Raw genomic sequence first — 18,730 nt, 5'->3', positions numbered from 1 at the left:
CGTGCTGGAGAGCGTGGGCGTCGACGCCGATGACGAGGCCGTGTACCGCGCCCTGCTGCGCGCTCCGGAGTGCACGGTGGCGGAGCTCGCGGCCGGGACGGGACGCGACCAGGCGGCGATCCGCCGGTCCGTGGCCCGGCTGGAGGAGCTGGGGATGCTCAGCCGGACGGCGCACCGGCCGGCCCGGCTGATCCCGGCCCGGCCGGACGTCGCGGTCGAGGTGCTGGTCGCGCGGCGGCAGGCCGAACTGGAGCGGGCCCGCACAGCGGCTCTCGGCCTGGTGGCCGAGATGCAGTCCCCCGCGAGGTACCGCCCCGAGAACCTCGTCGAGGTCGTCGTCGGCCAGCCGGCGATCGCGGCGCGCTACGCCCAGTTGCAGAACAGCACCGAGCGCGAACTGCTCGTACTGGACCGGCCGCCGTACGCCGCCGAGCGCGCCGAGTCGGACTCGCGGGAGCGGCAACTGCTGCGCTCGCAGGTGGACGTGCGGGTCATCTACTCCCCGGAATCGCTGGCGCTGCCCGGCGGCGTCGAGCTGGCGCTCGGCGCGGCCGACGCCGGCGAGCGAGCGCGGGTGCACCCGCAGGTGCCGATCAAGCTCGCCATCGCCGACCGCTCGATCGCACTGCTGCCGCTCGCGCTGGACCAGATGCGCGGCAGCGCCCTGGTGGTGCGCGAGAGTGCGCTGGTCGAGGCACTCGCGCAGCTGTTCCACCAGCTGTGGGAGCAGGCCCTGCCGCTGGTCCCCTCGGGCGATGACGACGGCGCGGACGTCGACCGGCGGCTGCTCACCATGCTGGCCGCCGGCCTCAAGGACGACGCGATCGCCCGCCAGCTCGACGTCAGCAGCCGCACCGTCGGCCGCCGCGTGGCGGAGCTGATGGCCTTCCTCGGCGCCCGGACCCGGTTCGAGGCCGGGGTCCGGGCGCAGCGGCTGTTATAGCCGTCGCCGACGCCGCCGCGGCGTCAGGTCGCCGGGCCCGTGCCGACGTTGAGGATGTTGCCGTCGGGATCCTTGAACCAGGCGCCGCGGAACGGGCCGAGCTCGGCGATGCCCCGCTCGTCGGTCTTGAGCCCCGGCAGGTCGTACTGCTCGAACGTCACGCCCTTGCCGACCAGCTCGTCGACGGTCGCATCGGCGTCGTCGACGATCCAGGTCCCCACCGTCTGCTGCGCGGTGCCCGCGAACTGGCTCTCGTAGAGCAGGAAGCGGGTCGCGCCGGACCGGTACATCACCCCGCCGGCCGGGTCCTCCATCTCGGCCGTGAACCCCAGCGTCTCCTCGTAGAACGACCGTGCTCGTGCCATGTCGCCCGTCGCGATCGTGGCGTAGACCGGATAGTCGTTGAGCATGCCGATCACCCCCCGAGTCGACTGTACGCCGGTATCCGCGGGCGGAGCCGGTAGCGGCTGGACAATCTGCGTGACGCACGTCAGGGCGTCAGGGCCGGAACTCCACCTCGTCGACGAAGAAGGTCTGGCTGTTCACCGCCGGCGTGGTGTCCGTGGCCAGAGTGTGCGACGTCAGGGCGGTGGCCTTGCCGTCGGGAGCGACGGTGGCGACCACCGAGCCGTTGACGCTCACCGTCGCCGACCGCATTCTCGATACCGCTGGGTCGTCCGACCGGACGGAGGAGTCCGACACCATCGAGGACGTGGCATGCCTCCTCGACGCATTGGAGGCGCCGCGAGCCGTCATTGCACGCGTGGACTCGACCCGAGCACTGGACGGGATGCAGGATGCTGAGTGGGACGACCTCACGGCGTCGTGGACCTACCACCCGGACGACGGTCTCAGTCTGATCGTCACCGTTGCGGAGTGACCGCCTGCGGCGGTTACGGTGTCGTCCTCACGTGGCAGACGTTCGACGAGGTCCGGGGGTTCGCATGAGCACACCGCATCCACCGGAGCCGTCGGTATCGCCCGAGCCGGCGACGCCGCCGAGCCGGGTGCGCGGACGGGTCATCGCCGGGGTCGTCGCGGTGGTCGCGTTCGCGGCCGGCATCGCGATCGGCGCCGTCACGCAGTCCGAGGACGAGCCGGAGCAGCCGGTCGCGGCGAGCACCGGCACCGAGGACGACGGCGGCAGCGAGACCGCCGCGCTGGAGGAGCAGGTCGCCGCGCTGCAGAGCCGGGTCGACGAGCTCACGAGCGAGCGCGACGGGCTGCAGGCGTCGGTGACCGAGCTCGAGGCCGCAGCAGCGGCCGCGGCGGAAGCAGCCGCCCAGGCGACGGCGACCCAGGCAGCAACGCCGGCGGCGACGCAGGCACCGAGCCCGCCCGCGACCGAAGAGACGACCCCGCCCGGCGGTGAGGGGACCTACACGGCCGGGCAGTTCCGGTTCGCCGACGTGCAGGTGTCCGACGACGGCATCGGCGGATTCGCGCTGCGGGCCAGGGTCACGAACAACGGCCAGGCCGTCGCGGGCGCCCTGTGGACGGCGACCCTGTTCCTCGACGGCGTCGTGGTCGCGACGTTGAACGGCTCGGCACAGGGTTTCGCCGCCGGCGCGACGGTGACCGCCGACTTCTGGTCGGACGACCCGTTCGGCGACTACGACACCGTCGAATTCCAAGTCGACGGGCAGTTCTGAGCGCGACCCGGCTCAGCCCGAGCCGGACGGCGGCCACCATGCGCGCCGCCGCACCGGCGTCGGACAGGTAGGCCGGCACCACCAGTGCCAATCACCGGGTCCGCTCGACGTCGGCGGCCACCGCGGCCAGCGCGTCGGCCGGGCGCGCGACCAGCGCCACCGACGCCTCCGCGGCGCCGAAGGCGCGCGCCGTCGCCGCCCCGATGCCGCGGCTCGCCCCCGTGACGAGCGCGACCTGTCCCTCGACGTCATTCGTGACAGCGATCGTGCTGGACCGCCTGGCCCAGCACGCCGAGGGCCGGCTGGCCCTGTCCCCACCACCGGCGGCACGCCACCATGCACCCCATGCGGTTCCAGCACGCGGCCGGCATCAGGGCCGACCATCCCATGCTCGCGGCCGGGGTCGTCGCCGTCGAGGGCATCGACGACGGCGCGGACGTCGACGACGCGGTCGCGGCCCACGTCGCCCGCGCCACGACCATCCTCGCCACCACCGCCGTCAGCGAGCTCCCCCAGATCCAGGCCTGGCGCCGGACGTTCGCCGCGATGGGGCTGAAGCCGACCCAGTACCGGTGTGCCGCGGAGTCGCTGCTGCGCCGGCTGTCCAAGGAGGGCACGCTGCCGCGGATCCATCCGCTCGTCGACCTGTGCAACGCGGTCTCGGCGGCCGCCGCCATCCCCGTCGCCGTCCTCGACCGCGACCGGATCAAGGGCGACCTCGAGGTCCGCCACGCCCACGGCGACGAGGCCTACGCGACCTTCGCCGGCGACGTCGAGCACCCGGCACCCGGCGAGGTGATCTTCGCCGACGAGGCCGGGCACGCGCACGCGCGGCGCTGGACGTACAAGCAGAGCAGCACGTCCACCGTCCGGCCCGAGACCCGCGACGTGCTGATCGTGAGCGAGGCCCTGCACCCGGGCGCCGACGCCGATGTCGAGGCGCTGCTCACGACGATCGCCGCCGAGGTCGCCCGGGCCTGGCCGGGCACGACGCCGGCACTGACCCTCCTCACGGCGGATCGGCCGGTCGCCGAGATGTGATGGACTGGCGTCGTGGACGCCGCCGCCATCGCCGACCGGTTCGCCCTCGGAGCCCGCGCGGCGCTGTCCGACGGTCCGGCCGCCCGCGGCAAGCAGGGCGCCGTCTGGCTGCTCACCACCACTGACGGACGATGGGCGGTGAAGGTGCCGTTCCGCCCCGACGACGAGGCCGCGCTCGCGCCCGCCGCCGCGTTCCAGGAGGCGGCCGCCGCGGCCGGGGTCCCGGCGCCGCGGATCCCCCGCACCACCGAGGGCGACCTCTTCGCCGTCGTCGACGGAATCCGGCTGCGGGTCTACGAGTGGGTCGACCTGGGTGACCCCGATCCGCTCCTCGACCCGGAGCTGGTCGGGGCCGCCGTCGCCGCGACCCACCGGGTGCCCGGCGCCGAGCCGGCCGCGCCGTTCGCCGACATCGACCGCTGGTACCTCGACCCCGTCGGCGCGCCGCGGTGGGACGAGCTGATCCACGAGCTGGACGCCGAGGGCGCGCCGTTCGCCGCGAAGCTGGCCGTGCTGCGCGACGAGCTGGTCGGGCTGGAGTCGTGGCTCGCTCCCCCGGCCGCGCCCCGGACCTGCCACCGCGACCTCGTGGCCGACAATCTCCTCCCGCTGGCTTCCGGCGGTGTGTGCATCATCGACTGGGAGAACAGCGGCCCGGCCGATCCGAGCCAGGAGCTCGCCGTCGTGCTGTTCGAGTACGGCCGCACCGATCCCGGCCGGGCCCGTGCCCTGGTCGCCGCCTACACCGACGCCGGCGGTCCCGGCCGCGTCACCGAGCGCGGCGACTTCTCCATGCTGATCGCGGTGCTCGGGCACATCACCGAGCTCGCCGCCACCGACTGGCTGCGGCCCAACGACCGCTCCCCCAGCCGGTCGCACGCGGAGGCCTGGATCAACGAGGCGCTCGACGACCCGCACACCCGCGTCCGCCTCGACGGCCTGCTGGCGGGAATCACTCACCCCGGGTGAGGCCGGCCCGGCGCGTCCGGCGCATGCTCGGGAGGAGCCGAGGAGAGGACGTGGTCGGCATGGCGCTGGGGCGACGGCGCGAACGACGCGAGGAGCGGCGCTACGGCGAGCCCGTCCACTATCGGATGCGGCAGCGGCTGATGTCGATCGGCGACGACTTCTGGATCGAGACCGGCGACGGGCAGCGCGCCTACAAGGTGGACGGGAAGGCCCTGAGGCTGCGCAAGACGCTGATCCTCGAGGATCCCGGCGGGCGCGAGGTGGCGAGGATCCAGGAACGGCTCCTGCACGTCAAGGACGCGATGGAGGTCGAGGACGCCGACGGCAACCGCATCGCGATGATCAAGAAGGCCCTGATCAGCCCGCTCCGCGATCGGTGGAGCGTCCAGATCAGCGGCGGGCCGGACCTCGACGTCAAGGGGAACATCGTCGAGCACGAGTACACCTTCACCGACGGGCGGACGTCCGTCGCGACCGTCTCGAAGAAGTGGTTCCGGATCGCCGACACCTACGGCGTCGAGATCGCGCCCGGCCAGGACCCGGTACCCGTCCTCGCGGCCACCGTCGCCCTCGACCTGATGACCCACGACCACTGACGCGGGTCGAACGCCGCCACCACGACGCCGGCGTCGCGACGGTGCGCGGCCACGAGCATCGCGTCGAGCGCGTCGCCGGCCCGAGGCCGCATCGCGGCCTGACGCCCCGGGCGGGGAGAATCGCCGGATGCGACTCACGGTGTTCGGCGGCTGCGGCGCCTGGCCGGCGGCCGGTCAGGCGTGCAGCGGCTATCTGCTCGAGCATGACGGCTTCCGGCTGCTGATCGATCCCGGCTACGCCGTCCTGCCCAGACTGCTGGCAGCGGTCGACGCGGCCGGCGTCGACGCCGTCGTCGTCTCGCACCGGCATCCCGACCACTGCGCCGACCTCAACCCGCTGCTGCGGGCCCGGGCGCTCGGCGACGTGCCGGTGCCGCCGCTGCCGGTGCTGGCCCCGGCGGGCGCCGTCGACGCCGTCCTGGCGCTGGACTCGATGCGGTCCATGGCGAGCGCCGTCGAGCTGATCGTGGTCGACGACGGCGACACCCTGCGGACCGGGCCGTTCGAGCTCACGGCGGCCCTGCTGCCGCACCACGTCCCGAACCTCGGCGTGCGGATCAGCGCCGGGACGGCGACGCTCGCCTACAGCGGCGACGCCGGCCCGGACCCGGCGCTGGTCGAGCTCGCCCGCGACGCCGACCTGCTGCTCATCGAGGCGACCTACCCCGACGCCGTGCCGGACGAGGACGCCGGGCTGCTGTGCAGCGCCGTCGAGGCGGCGGAGCAGGGCGCGGCCGCCGGCGCCCGCCGGATCGTGCTGACGCACCTGTGGCCGGGCAGCGATCCCGCCGCGTACCTGACCGCGGCGGCGACGGTGACCGGCGCGGGCCGCGTGGCTCTCGCCGTGCCCGGTACTCAGACGATCGGCGTGTAGTCGATCTCGAGGAAGTCGTCGACCTCGGCGGCCCACCGGTCGGCCACGAAGGCGACGTGCACGGGGTGCTCGTTGTAGCCGTCGTAGGCGGCCTGGTCGGCGAACTCCATGGAGAAGCCGAGGGTGAAGTCGTTCTTCGGGCTCGTCTGCCGCAGCTGCTCGAAGCGCTCGACGCCGGGGATGTCCGCGAGAGCAAGGGCTGCGGCGAGGAAGTCGCGCTCCTCGTTAGAGCCGGCGGCGTGACGGAGACGGAAGGCAACGGTGTGGCGGATCATGGTCGGAGCGTAACGGAGCCCCGTTCCTGGTAGAACGTCCGGATGCTGCCCGACGTCACCGCCTGGGCCGGGCTCGAGCTGGTCGAGCCGCTGCGCGGCGGAGCCCGCAACCCGGTGTTCCTCGCCCGTCGCGGCGGCGAGCGGTTCGCGGTGCGCGTGTCCGGCCGGCCGGAACCGGCGCTGACCTGGGAACTCGACCTGCTGGGGCACCTCGCGGCGTACGGTGTCGCCGTCGCGGGCATCGTCCCGGCCGACGACGGTCGCCGCTGGGGCGCCGGTGGGGTGCTCGTGCACCCGTTCGTCACCGGCGGCCCTCCGTCGACTGCGGACGACTGGCGCCGGGTGGTCGCGGCGGCCGGGTCCGTCCACGAATGCACGCGGGGGTGGCCGCAGCGGCCGGGGTTCGCGAGCAGCACGGCGCTGCTGACGACCGCCCGCGGCGGCGACGTCGACCTCGCGGCCATGCCCGACAGCGCGGGCGAGCTGGTCCGCGCCTCCTGGCGCCGCCTCCCGCCCACCCCTCCGACGGCCGTTCACGGCGATCTCGGCGCGGGGAACGTGCTCGTCGACGGCGACCAGGTCACGTTGATCGACTGGGACGAGTCGCGCGCCGACGTGCCGTGGCTCGACTTCGCCCACCTGCCCGAGGACATCGAGGTGCCGGTGCCCATGGACCGGGCCGACCTCGTCACCGCGGGCGTCGCCTGGGAGGTCGCCACCTGCTGGGTCGCCGAGCCCGAGTATGCCGCCCGCCGGCTGGCCGAGCTACGCGGGCGGACCGGCAGCTGACGCCGTCACCCCGTCGAACAACCGCGCCGCGTTCGCGGTCGTCACCGCGCGCCAGTCGGCGGCGGCCGCGTCGAGCCGCGCGAGCTGCCGGGCGACGGCGTCGGCCGGGGTGAAGCAGAAGCCGCTGCCGTAGACCACGCGGTCCGTCACCGACGGCCAGACGCCGGAGGTGCCGAGGTCGGACCAGAGCGACCCCAGCTGCGACGCGAGCCGGACGCCGTCGTCGGCCAGGAGCTCCAGCCGCGACGCCAGCAGCGGCAGCACCGATCCCGCGTCGCCGACGACGAATCGGATCCGCGGATACCGCGCCAGCACGCCCGACAGCACCAGGTCGCCGACCGCGCGGACCCCGTCGAACAGGAACTCCATGAGCGGCCGGGGCCGGTCGAGCGCGACGTCGCGCCAGTTCGGCGGCGACGTCGGGTGCAACAGGACGGCGGCGGCCCGCTCGTCCAGCGACCGCCACAACGGCTCCAGCCGCGGGTCGCCGGGGTACCGGCCGGCGGCGTTCGTCAGGACGACGACCCCGGACGCCCCCAGCTCGTCGAGCGCGTGCCCGGCCTCGGCCAGCGCGCCGTCGAGGTCCGGCAGCGGCAGCGCGGCGAGGAAGCCGAACCGGTCCGGCCGGCTCTCGGCGAGCGACGACGCCGCCGCGTTCACCTGCCGCGCCAGCACCCGGGCCCGCACGTCGTCGCCGAAGTACACGCCCGGCGACGACACCGACAGCATCGCCCGGTCGATCCCGTGCGCGTCCATCAGCGCCAGGTGCTCGCCGGCGGACCACCGCGGCCAGCCGGGCATCCCGTCGGGGACGCGATGCCCGGCCCGGACCGCGGCCGCCACGTACTCCTCGGTCAGGAAGTGGGCATGGACGTCGACCAGCGTCATGCGACGCTCGGGTGCAGCAGGTCGTCGAGGCCGATGCGGCGCAGGAGCTCCGCGCGGACCCGGTCGGCGACGGCGTTGACCACGACCGAGCCGTCGTCGGACGGGTCGATGTGCACGCGGAACGGGCGGCGGCCCTTCTCGGTGCCGACGACGCCCACGATGGCCCGCGCGACCTCCGTCACGTCGGCCCACTCCGGCTCCAGTTCGGCGAGCTTCTGCCCGACCTGCTCCATCAGCCCCGCGTACTCCTTCTCGTACTCGGCGGCGACGGCGGTGTCGGCGGGCGAGCCGCTGTGGGCGAAGTGGTTGGTGCCGTGGGTGAACGCGCCGGGCACGACGATGGTGGTCTCGATGCCGAACCGTGCCAGCTCGAGCGCATAGCTCTGGGCGAGCGCGTCCATACCCGCCTTCGCGGCGAAGTACGGCGCCAGGTACGGCGGGGTGCCGCCGCGAGTGCTGGAGCTGCCGACCCAGACGACCAGCCCGTCGCGCTGTCTGCGGAGAACGGGGAGGGCGGCGCGGTTGAGCCGCTGGGTGCCGACGACGTTGGTGTCGTAGAGCTCGGCCAGCTGCTCGGGCGTGAACGCCTCGGCCGGGCCGGTGACCATGTGGCCGGCGTTGTGGATCAGGACGTCGAGGCGGCCCTGCTCGCCGACGACGGTGGCGACGGCCTGCCGGGCGGACTCGTCGGTGCTGACGTCGAGCTCGACGGGGCGCAGCCGGCCGCTGGGGTGCGCCTCGGCCTCGGCCGCGGCCGGGGCGTTGCGGCCGGCGAGGTCGCGCATGCCGGCGTAGACGGTGTGGCCGTCGTCGGCCAGCGAGCGGGCGGTCAGGGCGCCGAAGCCGCTGGACGCGCCGCTGATGAGGATCGTGCTCATGATCGGGTTCTCCTGTCGATGAGTCTGAGGGTCGGCGGCCGGCGGCGTCAGATCGCGCCGCCGTTGGCGTACAGCGTCTGGCCGTTGATCCAGCGGGCCGGGCCGGCGAGGAACGCGATGACCTCGGCGATGTCCGTCGGGGCGGCGATCCGCTCCAGCGGCACCTCGGCCGCCATCCGGTCGATCAGCTCCTGCGGCTTGCCCTCGAGGAACAGCGCGGTACTGGTGGGGCCCGGGGCGACGGCGTTGACGGTGATGTCGCGGCCGCGCAGCTCGCGGGCGAGGATCAGCGTGATCGCCTCGACGGCGCCCTTGCTGGCCGCGTAGGCGGAGTAGCCGGGCCGAGCGAACCGGGTCAGCGAGCTGGTGACGTTGATGATGGCGCCGCCGGGACGCACCCGCCGGACGGCCTGCTGGTCGACGACGAAGGCGCCGCGGACGTTGGTGCGCAGGTGCGCGTCGAGCTCGGCGAGGTCCAGCTCGGCCAGCGGCGCGAGCCGCATGATGCCGGCCGAGTTCACGACGACGTCGACGCCGCCGAAGACCCGCTCGGCCTCGTCGAAGAGGGCGGCGACGGAGGTCTCGTCGGCGATGTCGGCCTGGACGGCGATCGCCTGGCCGCCGGCCGCGACGACCTCGGCGGCGGCCTGCTCGCCCTCGTCCTTGGCGCCGCCGTAGGTGACGACGACGGCGTAGCCCTCGCTACCGAGCCGGGCGGCGGTCTGGCGGCCGATGCCGCGGGAGCCGCCGGTGACGATCGCGACGCGGGGAGTGTTCTGGTCGGTCATGGCCGGTCCTTCCGGATCTGAGCTGTCGTGCTGACATCTCGATCCTGAGCCCGGCAGTGCATCAATACAAACGAATCTCCTCGATGCCCGAATCAGTGGCGTTGATGCAAGTCCGCGCCGACGACCGTGCCGTCGAGCAGCCGGACGTGCCGCATGACCAGCCGGAGCAGCGCCTGCACCGCGGCCGACGGCCGGCGCTTGCGCAGCATCGCCAGGTGCACCGACCACTCGAACGTCTGCCCCTCGACCGGCAGCGTCCGCACGCCGTCGACGAGCCGCGCCGCGTACTCCGGCAGTAGCGCCACGCCGACCTCGTGGCGGACGAATGCGGCGGCGTCGTCGACTCCGGCGACCTCGACGGCGATGCGGCGCGCGATGCCGGCCGCTTCGAAGACCTGGTCCGCGACCGCACGGTTGGTGAAGCCGAGCGGGAAGTCGACGAAGCTCTCGTCGGCGAGGTCGGCCAGGGTGACCCGACGCCGTCGCGCCAGCCGGTGCCCCACCGGCACCGCCAGCACGTTCGGCACCCGGACCAGCTCCCAGCCGGTGACGTCGCGGTGCGGCGGCCCGGCCAGCGCGAGGAACGCGACGTCGCACTCGCCGGCCAGCAGCGCCGCCAGGTTGCCCGCCGACCCCGTCGACTCCACCCGCAGCTGCAGCTCGACCTGTGGGTGGCGGGCACGGAACACGCCAGCCACGGCCGGCAGGTCGACCAGCGCCAGCCCGCCGAGCATCGCCACCCGGACTCGGCCGCGCAGCCCGCTGCCCAGTTCGTCGACCACGTCGCGCGCGCCCTGGACGGCGTCTTGCACCGCCAGAGCCTCGGGCAGCAGCGCCGCACCGGCCTCCGTCAGCACCACCCGCTGCGCGTTGCGCTCGAACAGCGTGACCTTGAGATCCTTCTCGAGCGCCGCGATGGCGGCCGAGACGGCGCTCTGAACCACGTGCAGCCGTTTCGCGGCCAGCGTGAAGCTCTTCTCGTGCGCGACGGCGACGAAGTACTCCAGCTGCCTCAACTCCACGAGGCCAGTGTGGCGTACGTCAGCCGCAGTGGATGTTCGTCAGCGTCCGCCCGATGTCCATGATGTAGCCCTTGATGTCGACGCACTTGTTGGACATGTCGACTCCGGCCGGCGTGTAGACCGGGCCCGCGTAGTAGCGATACATCTCGCCGTCGCAGCCGACGCTGCTGGGACACGAAGGCCACGAGTAGCCCGACCCGGACGGTTTGATGGTCGCCTGGGTGTAGAGCAGGACGCCGTACGTGGCGCCGGTGTGATTGGTGACCAGGCAGTTCCGCTTCGTGGTGCTGGACCAGTAGACGTCCATGTAGGCCTTGACCGGCGAGCCGATGGCGTAGTGGCCGATGTGCCGGTACGTCGAGCCGCACGGGCCGCCCGCCGCGACGGCCCGCTCCTCACCGCCGACGGCGGGTTCGGGATCTCCGCCGGCGGTCGCGGGCGCGGCGAGACCGAGCAGAGTGAGCAGGACTATGGCACACACAGAAAGGGCGCGCTTCATCCGGTGGATCCTCCTTGCCCCGAGACAACCGGATTGTCACGACGACCCTGTCTGACGATCCCGCCCCAACGCAAGATCATCGGGGCATCGATCTCACAACGGTGCCGAATCGGCGTCGTGCACCGGGCCCGGCTGCTTCGCGCCGCCTTGTTTCGGCAGCGGCCGGTCGAGCGGGCCGACGGTGACCTCGAGGCCGAGGTGCTCGGCGAGCAGGTGGGTGAGCTGCCCGCCCTCGATCAGCTGGATCCGCCCGTGCCGGGCGGCGAACTCGTGCGTCGCACGCCCGAACCAGGACGTGGTGACGAGGACGCCGCGGCCGGCCCGCTTGTCGTCCATGACGCCGGCCAGCGCGCGGACGGCGTCGGGCGGGACGACCTTGCGGTAACGCTTGGCCTGGACGACGCAGACGCCGCCCATGATCGGGTCGGCGTTGACGGCGACCGCATCGACGCCGTCGTCGCCGGAGGCCTGCGTGACCCACGACCGCATGCCCATCGCCTCGAACAGCTGCCGCACGAGGTGCTCGAACTCGGCCGGCCGCAGCTGCAGCAGCACCGGCCGCCCGTCGAGGACGGCGGCGGCGTCGATCGGGTCGACGACGCGGTACCTCGACAGGTCGGGATCGAAGATCGGGCGGACGGCCTCGAGGTCCCACGGATGCGGCGACACGACGGCGTCGAGGTGGCGCAGGCACTCGCGCGGGTCGAGGCGGGCCAGGACGAGGTCGCCGAACTGCTCGCGGGTGGCGGTGACGCTGACCAGGCACGGATGCTCGGCCCGGCCGGTGGCGCGATTGCGGGTCGTGACGTGCGCGTTGACGGCGACCTCGTCGACCGGGCCGGGCGGTTGCACCTCGAACGCCGCGTGCAGGGTCCGCAGCACGAGCTGCGCGACGAGGCCGGAATAGAGCCGGCGGATCTCCTTCGCCGTGCGCAGCCGCGGCGCGACCTTGTCGAGCGCACGGACGTACTGGTACTCGCGGACGACGGGGATGATCTCGGCCGTCGGCAGCTCGCGGACCACGAGCAGCCGGCGCGCGTCGGGCCGGTAGGCGACGTCGACCTCGGCCGAGACGCCGTCGGGCAGCCGCGCGGCCTGGATCAGCAGCTCGTAGTAGTCGGCGATGCCGCGCGGGTCGCCGGCGTCGAGGCCGAGCTCGACCTGGTCGACCAGCGCGTTGTGCCGGTCGATCTGCTCGCGGCGCGTGGCCTCGGCGACGGCGTGCCGGCGCTCGGCCTCGGTGAGCGCGGCCAGCCGGAGCGCCTCGTGGTCGCGGTAGGCGCGGACGGCCCGCTCGAAGCGGGTGCGCGCCTGCGTGGCCGCCCGCCGCCGGCCGCCGACGAGCAGCCGCGCGACCCAGCCGAGCTCCGGCGGCGCGTAGTCGTCCCACGCGGGCGACTCGGCGGGGGTGACCAGGGCGCGGTCGGGCACGAACGGCCACGGCCGGTAGCTGTGGCGCAACTGGTCGACGTGGACGGGGTTGCCCGCGAGGCCGTCGACGAGGACGGACTCGAGCTCGGCGACGCGCGCCGCGAGCGCGCTCGTCATGTCGGCGGCGTCGGCCTGCTGTTGCCGGACGTGCTCGCTCTCGTCGTCTCGGGGCCGTGCGGCTGGCCGCTCGGCCGGGTGCCCGACGGCGGAACCGGGGAGCCGCCGGGGATCTCGGGGATGGGGGTCGTCGTGCGATTCAGTGCTCCGTCGCGTCATGATCCGCCCCAGGCTCGACGCGGCAACGGTAAGGACCATTATATGGCCGGATAATGCCAAAAATGATCGAGAAAGCCGCCGGACGGGCGTTGTCGATGAAAACTCGGTGAACGCCCGGCGTCAGGACGAAAGCCAGTGATCGACGCCCGGACCTGCTGCGACGTGTCGGCTTGCCGTCTGACTTCTGCCGCGACTCGCGATGACGACACTGCGGGATCTTGACATGGCACGGTATTCCATCTTCGATGTCGGGCGAGGAGGCCGCCTGTGCGCATCACCGACGTCCGGCCCGTGCTGCTGACGGGACCGTCGAGCAACGACCCGTGGATCACCGTCGCCAAGGCGACCCGCACGGCCGGCTTCGTCGAGGTGCACACCGACGCCGGGCTGGTGGGCGTCGGTGAGACCTACGCCGGCTACTTCGCGCCCGAGCTCATCGCGCCGATCGTCGAGTACGTGCGGCCGATCCTGCTGCACGGCGACACGGTGGATCCCGTCGTGCTGACGCAGCGGATGCGGCGCAGCCTGGTGTACTGGGCACGGGTCGGCGTCGGCGCGGCCGTCATCAGCGCCGTCGAGGCCGCACTGTGGGACCTGGCCGGCAAGGCCGAGGGCGTCCCGGTGTACTCGCTGCTCGGCGGGTCCTCGTACTCGCGGCTGCCCGCCTACGCGACCGGCGGGCCGTCGAACTGGCCGGCGGACGAGCTGAAGCGGAAGCTGGACCACTACCTGTCGCTGGGTTTCACCGCCGTCAAGGTCGGGTCCGGCTGGTTCGACGGAACCACCCGCAGACCGCAGGCGCCGCCGTCGTCGATCACGGAGATCGCCGGCCTGGAGGCGGAGAAGCTGGCGCTGATGCGCGCGCATGCCGGCCCCGGCGTGGCGTTCATGCTGGACGGGCACATGGGCCACAAGACCGGCGCGGAGCGCTGGGACGTGCCCACCGCGCGAGCCGTGCTCGACGGCGTCGGGGCCGGGGGCGTGGAGTTCTTCGAGGAGCCGCTCCCCTACGACGACCCCGATGAGTACGCGGCCCTGACCAGCGGCGCGCCGGTGCGGGTGGCCGGCGGCGAGCAGCTGACCAGCGTCGAGGAGTTCCGGCTGTGGCTGTCGCGCGGGGCGTTCGCGGTGGCGCAGCCCGACGCGGCCTGGCTCGGCGTCTCGGGCTTCGTGGAGGTGGGTCGGCTGGCGGCGGCGCAAGGCGGGTGGGTCGCGTCGCACGCGTGGAGCGGCGGTGGCGGCGTGCTGCAGAACGTGCACGCCGCCTTCGCCTCGCCGTCGTCACTCATCGTCGAGATCCCGCCCGACGGCGGTGAGCTGCACACGCTGCTGTGGGGCGACAGCCTCGTCATCGAGGACGGCTGTGTGCTGCCGCCCCAGGCGCCCGGGCTGGGGGTCACGCTCACCGACGAGATCAAGGAGCGGTTCCCGTTCCGGCCCGGGCACGAGGAGTTCGTCAGCGTGCCGGGAAAGGTGCTGTCGACCTAGGGTGACGCGGCCGTCAGGCCGTCGGGTCCTCGCCGTCGGGCAGCACGGCCACGCAGTCGATCTCGACCTGGATGAACGAGAAGTGGTTGCCGACGGTGGTGCGCGCCGGGTACAGCGGCTGGAACGCCTGCGCGTACAGCTCGTTGTAGCGCTCGCGCGACGCCTCGTCGCGCAGGAACGCCCGCACCTGCACCACGTCGCGCAGCGTGGCACCGGCCGCGGCGAGGATCTCCTCGAGGTTGCGGATCGTGCGGCGGAACTCCCCGTCGAACGTGTCCGCCACGATCCCCTTGCCCGGCTCCGTCGACGCCTGCCCCGACACGAACAGCAACCGCCCGACCCGGACGGCGGACGACAACGGCACCGGAGGCGGGTTGTCGGGGTCCGGCTCGATGTACTCGATCACAGGTCTCTCCTCGGAATGTCGGGTCGGGCCTCGCTCACCCTCCGGTGGGGCGTCGTTCCATGTCAACCGTCCGGGGTGGGTGGGAGTCTTCGTGGGTGGACCGTTGGGAACAGCGCACCGAATGGCCGCTCATGGCCGCGGCGTTGCTCTTCCTGGTCTCCTACGCATGGCCGATCCTCGACCCCGATCTGTCTCCCGGCCTGGTCGCGGCATGCGCCGCCGTCGGCTGGGCGACGTGGGCCGTGTTCGGCCTGGACTACCTCGTCCGGATCGCCCTCGCCGAGCACCGCGGGCGGTTCGTCGCCCACAACCTCGTCGACCTCGCCGTCGTCGCCCTGCCGCTGCTGCGGCCGCTCCGGCTGCTACGCGTGCTGACGATGCTGCGTTTCCTCAACCGGTCGGCGGCGACCGCGTTCCGCGGCCGCGTGATCATCTATGTCACCGGCGCCGCCGCTCTGCTGATCTTCGTCGCCGCCCTTGCCGTCCTCGAGGCCGAGCGCCTGCATCCTGAGGCGACGATCACCGAGTTCGGCGATGCCGCGTGGTGGGCACTGACCACCATGACGACCGTCGGCTACGGCGACCACGTCCCCGTCACCGGCACCGGCCGAGTGGTCGCCTCGGCTCTGATGCTCGGCGGCATCGCGCTTCTTGGGACGGTGACGGCGACCCTCGCGTCGTGGATCGTCCAGCGGATCGCCGAGAACGACACGAGCGAGCAAGCGGCCACCCGCGCCCAGGTCGAGGCGCTCGCGGTGGAGATCCGGGCGCTGCGGAACCGGCTCGACCGGTGATCAAGCCGGTACGCTCGGCTGCCATCGCAGGTTCACGCCGGCAGGGGGCAGGCCATGGGACTCGACGCGAACTTCCCGGTCGTCACGATGAACGACCTCTCCGGGACGGTGCCGATCTACAACGACGACCACCTCGTGGTCGGGATCCTCAGCGGCGACCGGTTCCGGACCAACGTCACGTGTCTCGCCCAGAAGTGGGAGGGCGAGTGGTTCTACAAGCAGATGACCACCGAGGGCAACAGCTTCCCGTCGCGCAACGGTTGGATCCCGGCCGACCGCGTGCACGTGACCCACAACCCGCACGAGCCCGACCCGGTCCCGACCTGCAAGAACCTCTCAGGCTGTCTCAAGAAGGCGGCCACCGGCGCCGCCGTCACGACGGCGGTGGGCGTCAGCATCCGGCAGTGGAGACGACGCCGCGGCGAGCAGTGAGCGCCACCGCCGACGCCATAGCGGATAGTATTCCGCTATGGCGGACGACCTATCGCAGCGGCTGCGCGCGCAGCTCAAGGCGGAGCGGCGGCGGCGCGGGCTGAGCCTCGAGGCGCTGGCCGCGGCCAGCGGCGTGAGCCGCAGCATGATCTCCGACATCGAGCGCGGCGCGAAGATGCCCACCGTGCTGGTGCTGGCCCGGCTGGCGACGGCGCTCGGCGTCACCGTCGCGCGGCTGCTGGGCGAGGACAGGGCCGAGCGGGTGATCGTCCGCCGAGTCGAGGACCAGCCGGCGATCACCGATGCCGGCGGCTGGCAGCGGCGCATCCTCTCCCCCACGCTGCCCGGCGTCGAGTTCGAGTTCATCCGCACCACCATCCCGGCCGGCGTCGTCCTCGGCTCGTTCACGGCCCACGCCGCCGGGTCGCGCGAGTACGTCGCCGTCGAGAGCGGGGCGCTCGCCGTCACCGTCGACGGGGTCGAGTACCGGCTCGCCGCGGGTGATGCCCTGTACTACGCCGGCGACGCCGTCCACGAGTTCGCCAACCCCGGCACCACCGAATGCGTCTACTACACCGCCATGCACGTCGCGAAGGAGCCCGCATGACCATCGAACGGCTCGACCCCGCCGTCCTGCCCGATGCCACCGGCAACTACACGCACGGCACGTTGGTCACCGGCGCCCGCCGGACGGTGTACGTCAGCGGCCAGGTCCCCTGGGCCGGCGGCGACCGACGGGTGCCGCCGGAGTTCGAGGACCAGTGCCGGCTCACCTGGCGCAACGTGCTCGCCGTCCTCGCCGAGGCCGGCATGGGGGTCGAGCACCTCGCCAAGGTCACGACGTACCTCTCGGACCGGCGCCACCGCGAGGCGAACAGCCGGATCCGGCAGGAGGTGCTCGGCGACCACACCCCGGCGCTCACGATCATCATCTGCGACATCTACTCCGAGGACTGGCTCCTCGAGATCGAGGCCATCGCCGTCGACTGACCTGGTGGCAGCGAGAGGCTGCATCGGCAGCTCCCCTCGCCGCACGGATAAGAGTGTCGCACGGATACGACTTTCGTGCGACACTTCTATCCATGGCTCCACCAGCGGACGAGCTGCCCGACACCTTCACGACCCGCACCGCGCTCGAGTGGGGCGTTCATCCTCGCGACCTCTATCGATGGCGCGACGAGGGCCGTGTCATCGAGCTGTCCCGCGGCGTCTTCCGCCACGCCGACGCGCCACTGGCCACCCACCCGGACTTGCTGGCAATCGCCTACCGTGCACCGCGTGCCGTGATCTGCTGCATCTCGGCAGCAGCTGTGCACGACCTCACCGACGAGTTGCCCAGCCTCGTCCAACTGGCCGTGCCGCGTGGGAGCCGCCCATCCAGGATCTCCTATCCGCCAACTGAGGTGTTCCGCTTCGACGCCTTCACCTTCGACCTCGGGCTGTCCGGGGTCGAGGCGGCTCCCGGGGAACGGGTCCGGATCTACGACCCCACCCGTACCGTCGTCGATCTCATGCGATTGCGCCACAGGCTCGGCGAGCCGGTGGCACACGCTGCGCTGCATCGATACCTGCGGCGGCCAGATGCGAAGCCGCGTGAGTTGCTGCGGACAGCGGCGCGACTGGACGTCCTCGGCCCCATGCGCAGGGCCCTCGACGTGGCGAGCGCACTGTGACCAGGCCTACCAGGAAGACGCCTGCCGGACGGGCCTACCTGGACCTACAGAACCGGGCCCGCCGCGAGGGCCGCGGCACCCAGGAACTCCTGACGCTCTACGTGGTCGAACGCTGGCTGGCCCGGCTGAGTGCTTCCCAGCACGCCGACCGCTTCGTGCTCAAGGGCGGGATGCTGCTCGCCGCATTCGGCGCACGCCGGCCGACCGTGGACGCCGACGCGCTCGCGCGCCACCTCGCCAACGACATCGACACAGTCATCCAGGTCGTGGCCGAGATCGCCGCGCGCCCGGGTGATGACGACGGCGTGGAGTTCCTGCCCGAGACGGCGCAGGCCCGCGTCATCCGTGACGACGCCCTGTACTCCGGAGTGCGCATCACCATGGAGGCCCGGCTCGCCAAGGCGGCGGTCAAGTTCCGGCTCGACGTGAACTTCGGTGACCCGATCTCGCCCGCTCCACGATTCGTCGAGCTACCGCCCCTACGTCCGGACACCAAGCACGTTCGGGTGCTCGGCTATCCGATCGAGACGGTGCTCGCCCAGAAGATCGCCACAGCCGTCCTTCTGGGCGCCACCGACACCCGAGTCCGCGACTATGCCGACATCTACACCTTGACCGGTGCGCACGACCTGGGCCACGCCGCGGCGCGGACGGCCTTCCTGGCGACGACCGAGTTCCGCGGATCTCCAGCCGCACCGCTCTCCGAGTCGATCGACGACCTCGTCGAACTGCGCCGCACCACCTATGCCGCTTACCGCACGTCGCTCCGCGCCGACGGCGCGCACCTGCCGCGCGACTTCGCCGAGGTGGTCGCTGCCGTCGTGACCTTCGCCGACCCACTCGCGGAGGAGCACGGGCAACTCAGATGGTCGGCGAGTGCCCGCCGTTGGAGTGCGACGCCCACAGCCTGAGCCGCGCCGTTCATGGACGCTTCATTCGGCCGCCGAGGGGCGTTCCCACGGTGGATCCGGGCGGGTTCGAGGCTTCTGTGCCACCACCCCCGAGACACCCGGAGG

At 72.7% G+C, this 18,730-nt stretch carries 26 protein-coding genes; 15 read left to right on the top strand and 11 right to left on the bottom strand.

Annotation, left to right across the window (positions count from 1 at the left end):
* Position 1: 1 nt before the first annotated feature.
* A complete protein-coding gene (locus E1212_RS07765) occupies positions 2-943 on the top strand; it encodes a MarR family transcriptional regulator (protein ID WP_131980995.1) in 942 nt (313 codons plus the stop codon).
* Positions 944-966: 23 nt separating this feature from the next.
* Here the strand turns inward: E1212_RS07765 and E1212_RS07760 are convergent, their stop codons facing one another.
* Both E1212_RS07760 and E1212_RS30725 read right to left on the bottom strand, forming a co-directional pair.
* On the bottom strand, positions 967-1,353 hold the full coding sequence (locus E1212_RS07760) for a VOC family protein (protein ID WP_131981125.1): 387 nt from the start codon (positions 1,351-1,353) through the stop codon (positions 967-969).
* Positions 1,354-1,441: 88 nt separating this feature from the next.
* Positions 1,442-1,567 (bottom strand): hypothetical protein, encoded by a 126-nt coding sequence (locus E1212_RS30725; protein WP_275296156.1) that lies wholly within the window; start codon positions 1,565-1,567, stop codon positions 1,442-1,444.
* Here E1212_RS30725 and E1212_RS07755 point away from each other — a divergent pair.
* On the top strand, positions 1,557-1,823 hold the full coding sequence (locus E1212_RS07755) for a hypothetical protein (RefSeq protein WP_131980993.1): 267 nt from the start codon (positions 1,557-1,559) through the stop codon (positions 1,821-1,823). The genes E1212_RS30725 and E1212_RS07755 overlap by 11 nt on opposite strands.
* Before the next feature lie 64 nt (positions 1,824-1,887).
* Positions 1,888-2,595, top strand: coding sequence for a hypothetical protein (locus tag E1212_RS07750; RefSeq protein ID WP_131980991.1), 708 nt, complete (start codon positions 1,888-1,890; stop codon positions 2,593-2,595).
* A 91-nt stretch (positions 2,596-2,686) separates the two neighbouring features.
* On the opposite strand, the gene E1212_RS31045 is transcribed toward E1212_RS07750, so the two are convergent.
* On the bottom strand, positions 2,687-2,860 hold the full coding sequence (locus tag E1212_RS31045; RefSeq protein ID WP_131981123.1) for an SDR family NAD(P)-dependent oxidoreductase: 174 nt from the start codon (positions 2,858-2,860) through the stop codon (positions 2,687-2,689).
* 80 nt (positions 2,861-2,940) lie between these two features.
* On the opposite strand from E1212_RS31045, the gene E1212_RS07740 reads away from it, so the two are divergent.
* The 4 genes from E1212_RS07740 (at position 2,941) to E1212_RS07725 (ending at position 6,075) form a co-directional block, all read left to right on the top strand.
* Positions 2,941-3,636, top strand: coding sequence for a B3/B4 domain-containing protein (locus tag E1212_RS07740; RefSeq protein ID WP_131980990.1), 696 nt, complete (start codon positions 2,941-2,943; stop codon positions 3,634-3,636).
* A gap of 12 nt (positions 3,637-3,648) precedes the next feature.
* Complete coding sequence (locus tag E1212_RS07735) at positions 3,649-4,605, top strand: phosphotransferase enzyme family protein (protein WP_131980988.1); 957 nt, start codon at positions 3,649-3,651, stop codon at positions 4,603-4,605.
* A 59-nt stretch (positions 4,606-4,664) separates the two neighbouring features.
* Positions 4,665-5,201 carry an LURP-one-related/scramblase family protein gene (locus E1212_RS07730; protein ID WP_131981121.1) on the top strand — a complete coding sequence of 179 codons (537 nt, stop codon included), beginning with the start codon at positions 4,665-4,667 and terminating at the stop codon, positions 5,199-5,201.
* Between the two features lie 127 nt (positions 5,202-5,328).
* The gene (locus E1212_RS07725) at positions 5,329-6,075 is read left to right on the top strand and encodes an MBL fold metallo-hydrolase (protein ID WP_131980986.1); all 747 of its coding nucleotides are present in this window, start codon (positions 5,329-5,331) and stop codon (positions 6,073-6,075) included.
* Here E1212_RS07725 and E1212_RS07720 read toward each other — a convergent pair.
* Positions 6,057-6,350, bottom strand: coding sequence for a Dabb family protein (locus E1212_RS07720; RefSeq protein ID WP_131980984.1), 294 nt, complete (start codon positions 6,348-6,350; stop codon positions 6,057-6,059). The two genes, E1212_RS07725 and E1212_RS07720, sit on opposite strands and share 19 nt — an antisense overlap.
* A gap of 42 nt (positions 6,351-6,392) precedes the next feature.
* Here E1212_RS07720 and E1212_RS07715 point away from each other — a divergent pair, with 42 nt between their 5' ends.
* On the top strand, positions 6,393-7,139 hold the full coding sequence (locus tag E1212_RS07715) for a phosphotransferase enzyme family protein (protein WP_131980982.1): 747 nt from the start codon (positions 6,393-6,395) through the stop codon (positions 7,137-7,139).
* On the opposite strand, the gene E1212_RS07710 is transcribed toward E1212_RS07715, so the two are convergent.
* From E1212_RS07710 to E1212_RS07685, 6 genes are all read right to left on the bottom strand, one after another.
* Positions 7,116-8,027 carry an amidohydrolase family protein gene (locus E1212_RS07710; protein ID WP_131980980.1) on the bottom strand — a complete coding sequence of 304 codons (912 nt, stop codon included), beginning with the start codon at positions 8,025-8,027 and terminating at the stop codon, positions 7,116-7,118. The two genes, E1212_RS07715 and E1212_RS07710, sit on opposite strands and share 24 nt — an antisense overlap.
* A complete protein-coding gene (locus tag E1212_RS07705) occupies positions 8,024-8,905 on the bottom strand; it encodes an SDR family oxidoreductase (RefSeq protein WP_131980978.1) in 882 nt (293 codons plus the stop codon). The genes E1212_RS07710 and E1212_RS07705 overlap by 4 nt, the downstream gene beginning before the upstream one ends.
* Positions 8,906-8,952: 47 nt before the next feature.
* Positions 8,953-9,693, bottom strand: coding sequence for an SDR family oxidoreductase (locus tag E1212_RS07700; RefSeq protein WP_131980976.1), 741 nt, complete (start codon positions 9,691-9,693; stop codon positions 8,953-8,955).
* A gap of 92 nt (positions 9,694-9,785) precedes the next feature.
* Positions 9,786-10,715, bottom strand: coding sequence for a LysR family transcriptional regulator (locus tag E1212_RS07695; RefSeq protein ID WP_131980974.1), 930 nt, complete (start codon positions 10,713-10,715; stop codon positions 9,786-9,788).
* 19 nt (positions 10,716-10,734) lie between these two features.
* On the bottom strand, positions 10,735-11,214 hold the full coding sequence (locus E1212_RS07690; protein WP_203416594.1) for a hypothetical protein: 480 nt from the start codon (positions 11,212-11,214) through the stop codon (positions 10,735-10,737).
* 93 nt (positions 11,215-11,307) lie between these two features.
* Complete coding sequence (locus E1212_RS07685; protein WP_203416592.1) at positions 11,308-12,762, bottom strand: restriction endonuclease; 1,455 nt, start codon at positions 12,760-12,762, stop codon at positions 11,308-11,310.
* 426 nt (positions 12,763-13,188) lie between these two features.
* Here E1212_RS07685 and E1212_RS07680 point away from each other — a divergent pair, with 426 nt between their 5' ends.
* Positions 13,189-14,409, top strand: coding sequence for a mandelate racemase/muconate lactonizing enzyme family protein (locus tag E1212_RS07680; protein WP_131980972.1), 1,221 nt, complete (start codon positions 13,189-13,191; stop codon positions 14,407-14,409).
* A gap of 13 nt (positions 14,410-14,422) precedes the next feature.
* On the opposite strand, the gene E1212_RS07675 is transcribed toward E1212_RS07680, so the two are convergent.
* On the bottom strand, positions 14,423-14,815 hold the full coding sequence (locus tag E1212_RS07675) for a RidA family protein (protein WP_162605375.1): 393 nt from the start codon (positions 14,813-14,815) through the stop codon (positions 14,423-14,425).
* A 95-nt stretch (positions 14,816-14,910) separates the two neighbouring features.
* Here E1212_RS07675 and E1212_RS07670 point away from each other — a divergent pair, with 95 nt between their 5' ends.
* Genes E1212_RS07670 through E1212_RS07645 form a run of 6 tightly spaced genes read left to right on the top strand, consistent with a single transcriptional unit; the run spans position 14,911 to position 18,625 of the window.
* On the top strand, positions 14,911-15,609 hold the full coding sequence (locus E1212_RS07670) for a potassium channel family protein (protein WP_203416590.1): 699 nt from the start codon (positions 14,911-14,913) through the stop codon (positions 15,607-15,609).
* A gap of 54 nt (positions 15,610-15,663) precedes the next feature.
* On the top strand, positions 15,664-16,041 hold the full coding sequence (locus E1212_RS07665) for a hypothetical protein (protein WP_131980966.1): 378 nt from the start codon (positions 15,664-15,666) through the stop codon (positions 16,039-16,041).
* A gap of 37 nt (positions 16,042-16,078) precedes the next feature.
* Positions 16,079-16,648 (top strand): helix-turn-helix domain-containing protein, encoded by a 570-nt coding sequence (locus E1212_RS07660; RefSeq protein WP_131980964.1) that lies wholly within the window; start codon positions 16,079-16,081, stop codon positions 16,646-16,648.
* A complete protein-coding gene (locus tag E1212_RS07655) occupies positions 16,645-17,031 on the top strand; it encodes a RidA family protein (RefSeq protein ID WP_131980962.1) in 387 nt (128 codons plus the stop codon). Before E1212_RS07660 ends, E1212_RS07655 begins: the two co-directional genes overlap by 4 nt.
* A gap of 53 nt (positions 17,032-17,084) precedes the next feature.
* Positions 17,085-17,714: a type IV toxin-antitoxin system AbiEi family antitoxin domain-containing protein gene (locus E1212_RS07650; RefSeq protein WP_203416588.1), complete on the top strand. Its 630-nt coding sequence runs from the start codon at positions 17,085-17,087 to the stop codon at positions 17,712-17,714.
* A complete protein-coding gene (locus E1212_RS07645) occupies positions 17,711-18,625 on the top strand; it encodes a nucleotidyl transferase AbiEii/AbiGii toxin family protein (RefSeq protein WP_131980960.1) in 915 nt (304 codons plus the stop codon). Before E1212_RS07650 ends, E1212_RS07645 begins: the two co-directional genes overlap by 4 nt.
* Positions 18,626-18,730 lie beyond the last annotated feature (105 nt).

Source organism: Jiangella ureilytica (assembly GCF_004348545.1).
GTDB lineage: Bacteria > Actinomycetota > Actinomycetes > Jiangellales > Jiangellaceae > Jiangella > Jiangella ureilytica.
This window is presented reverse-complemented; position numbering and strand designations above follow the sequence as displayed.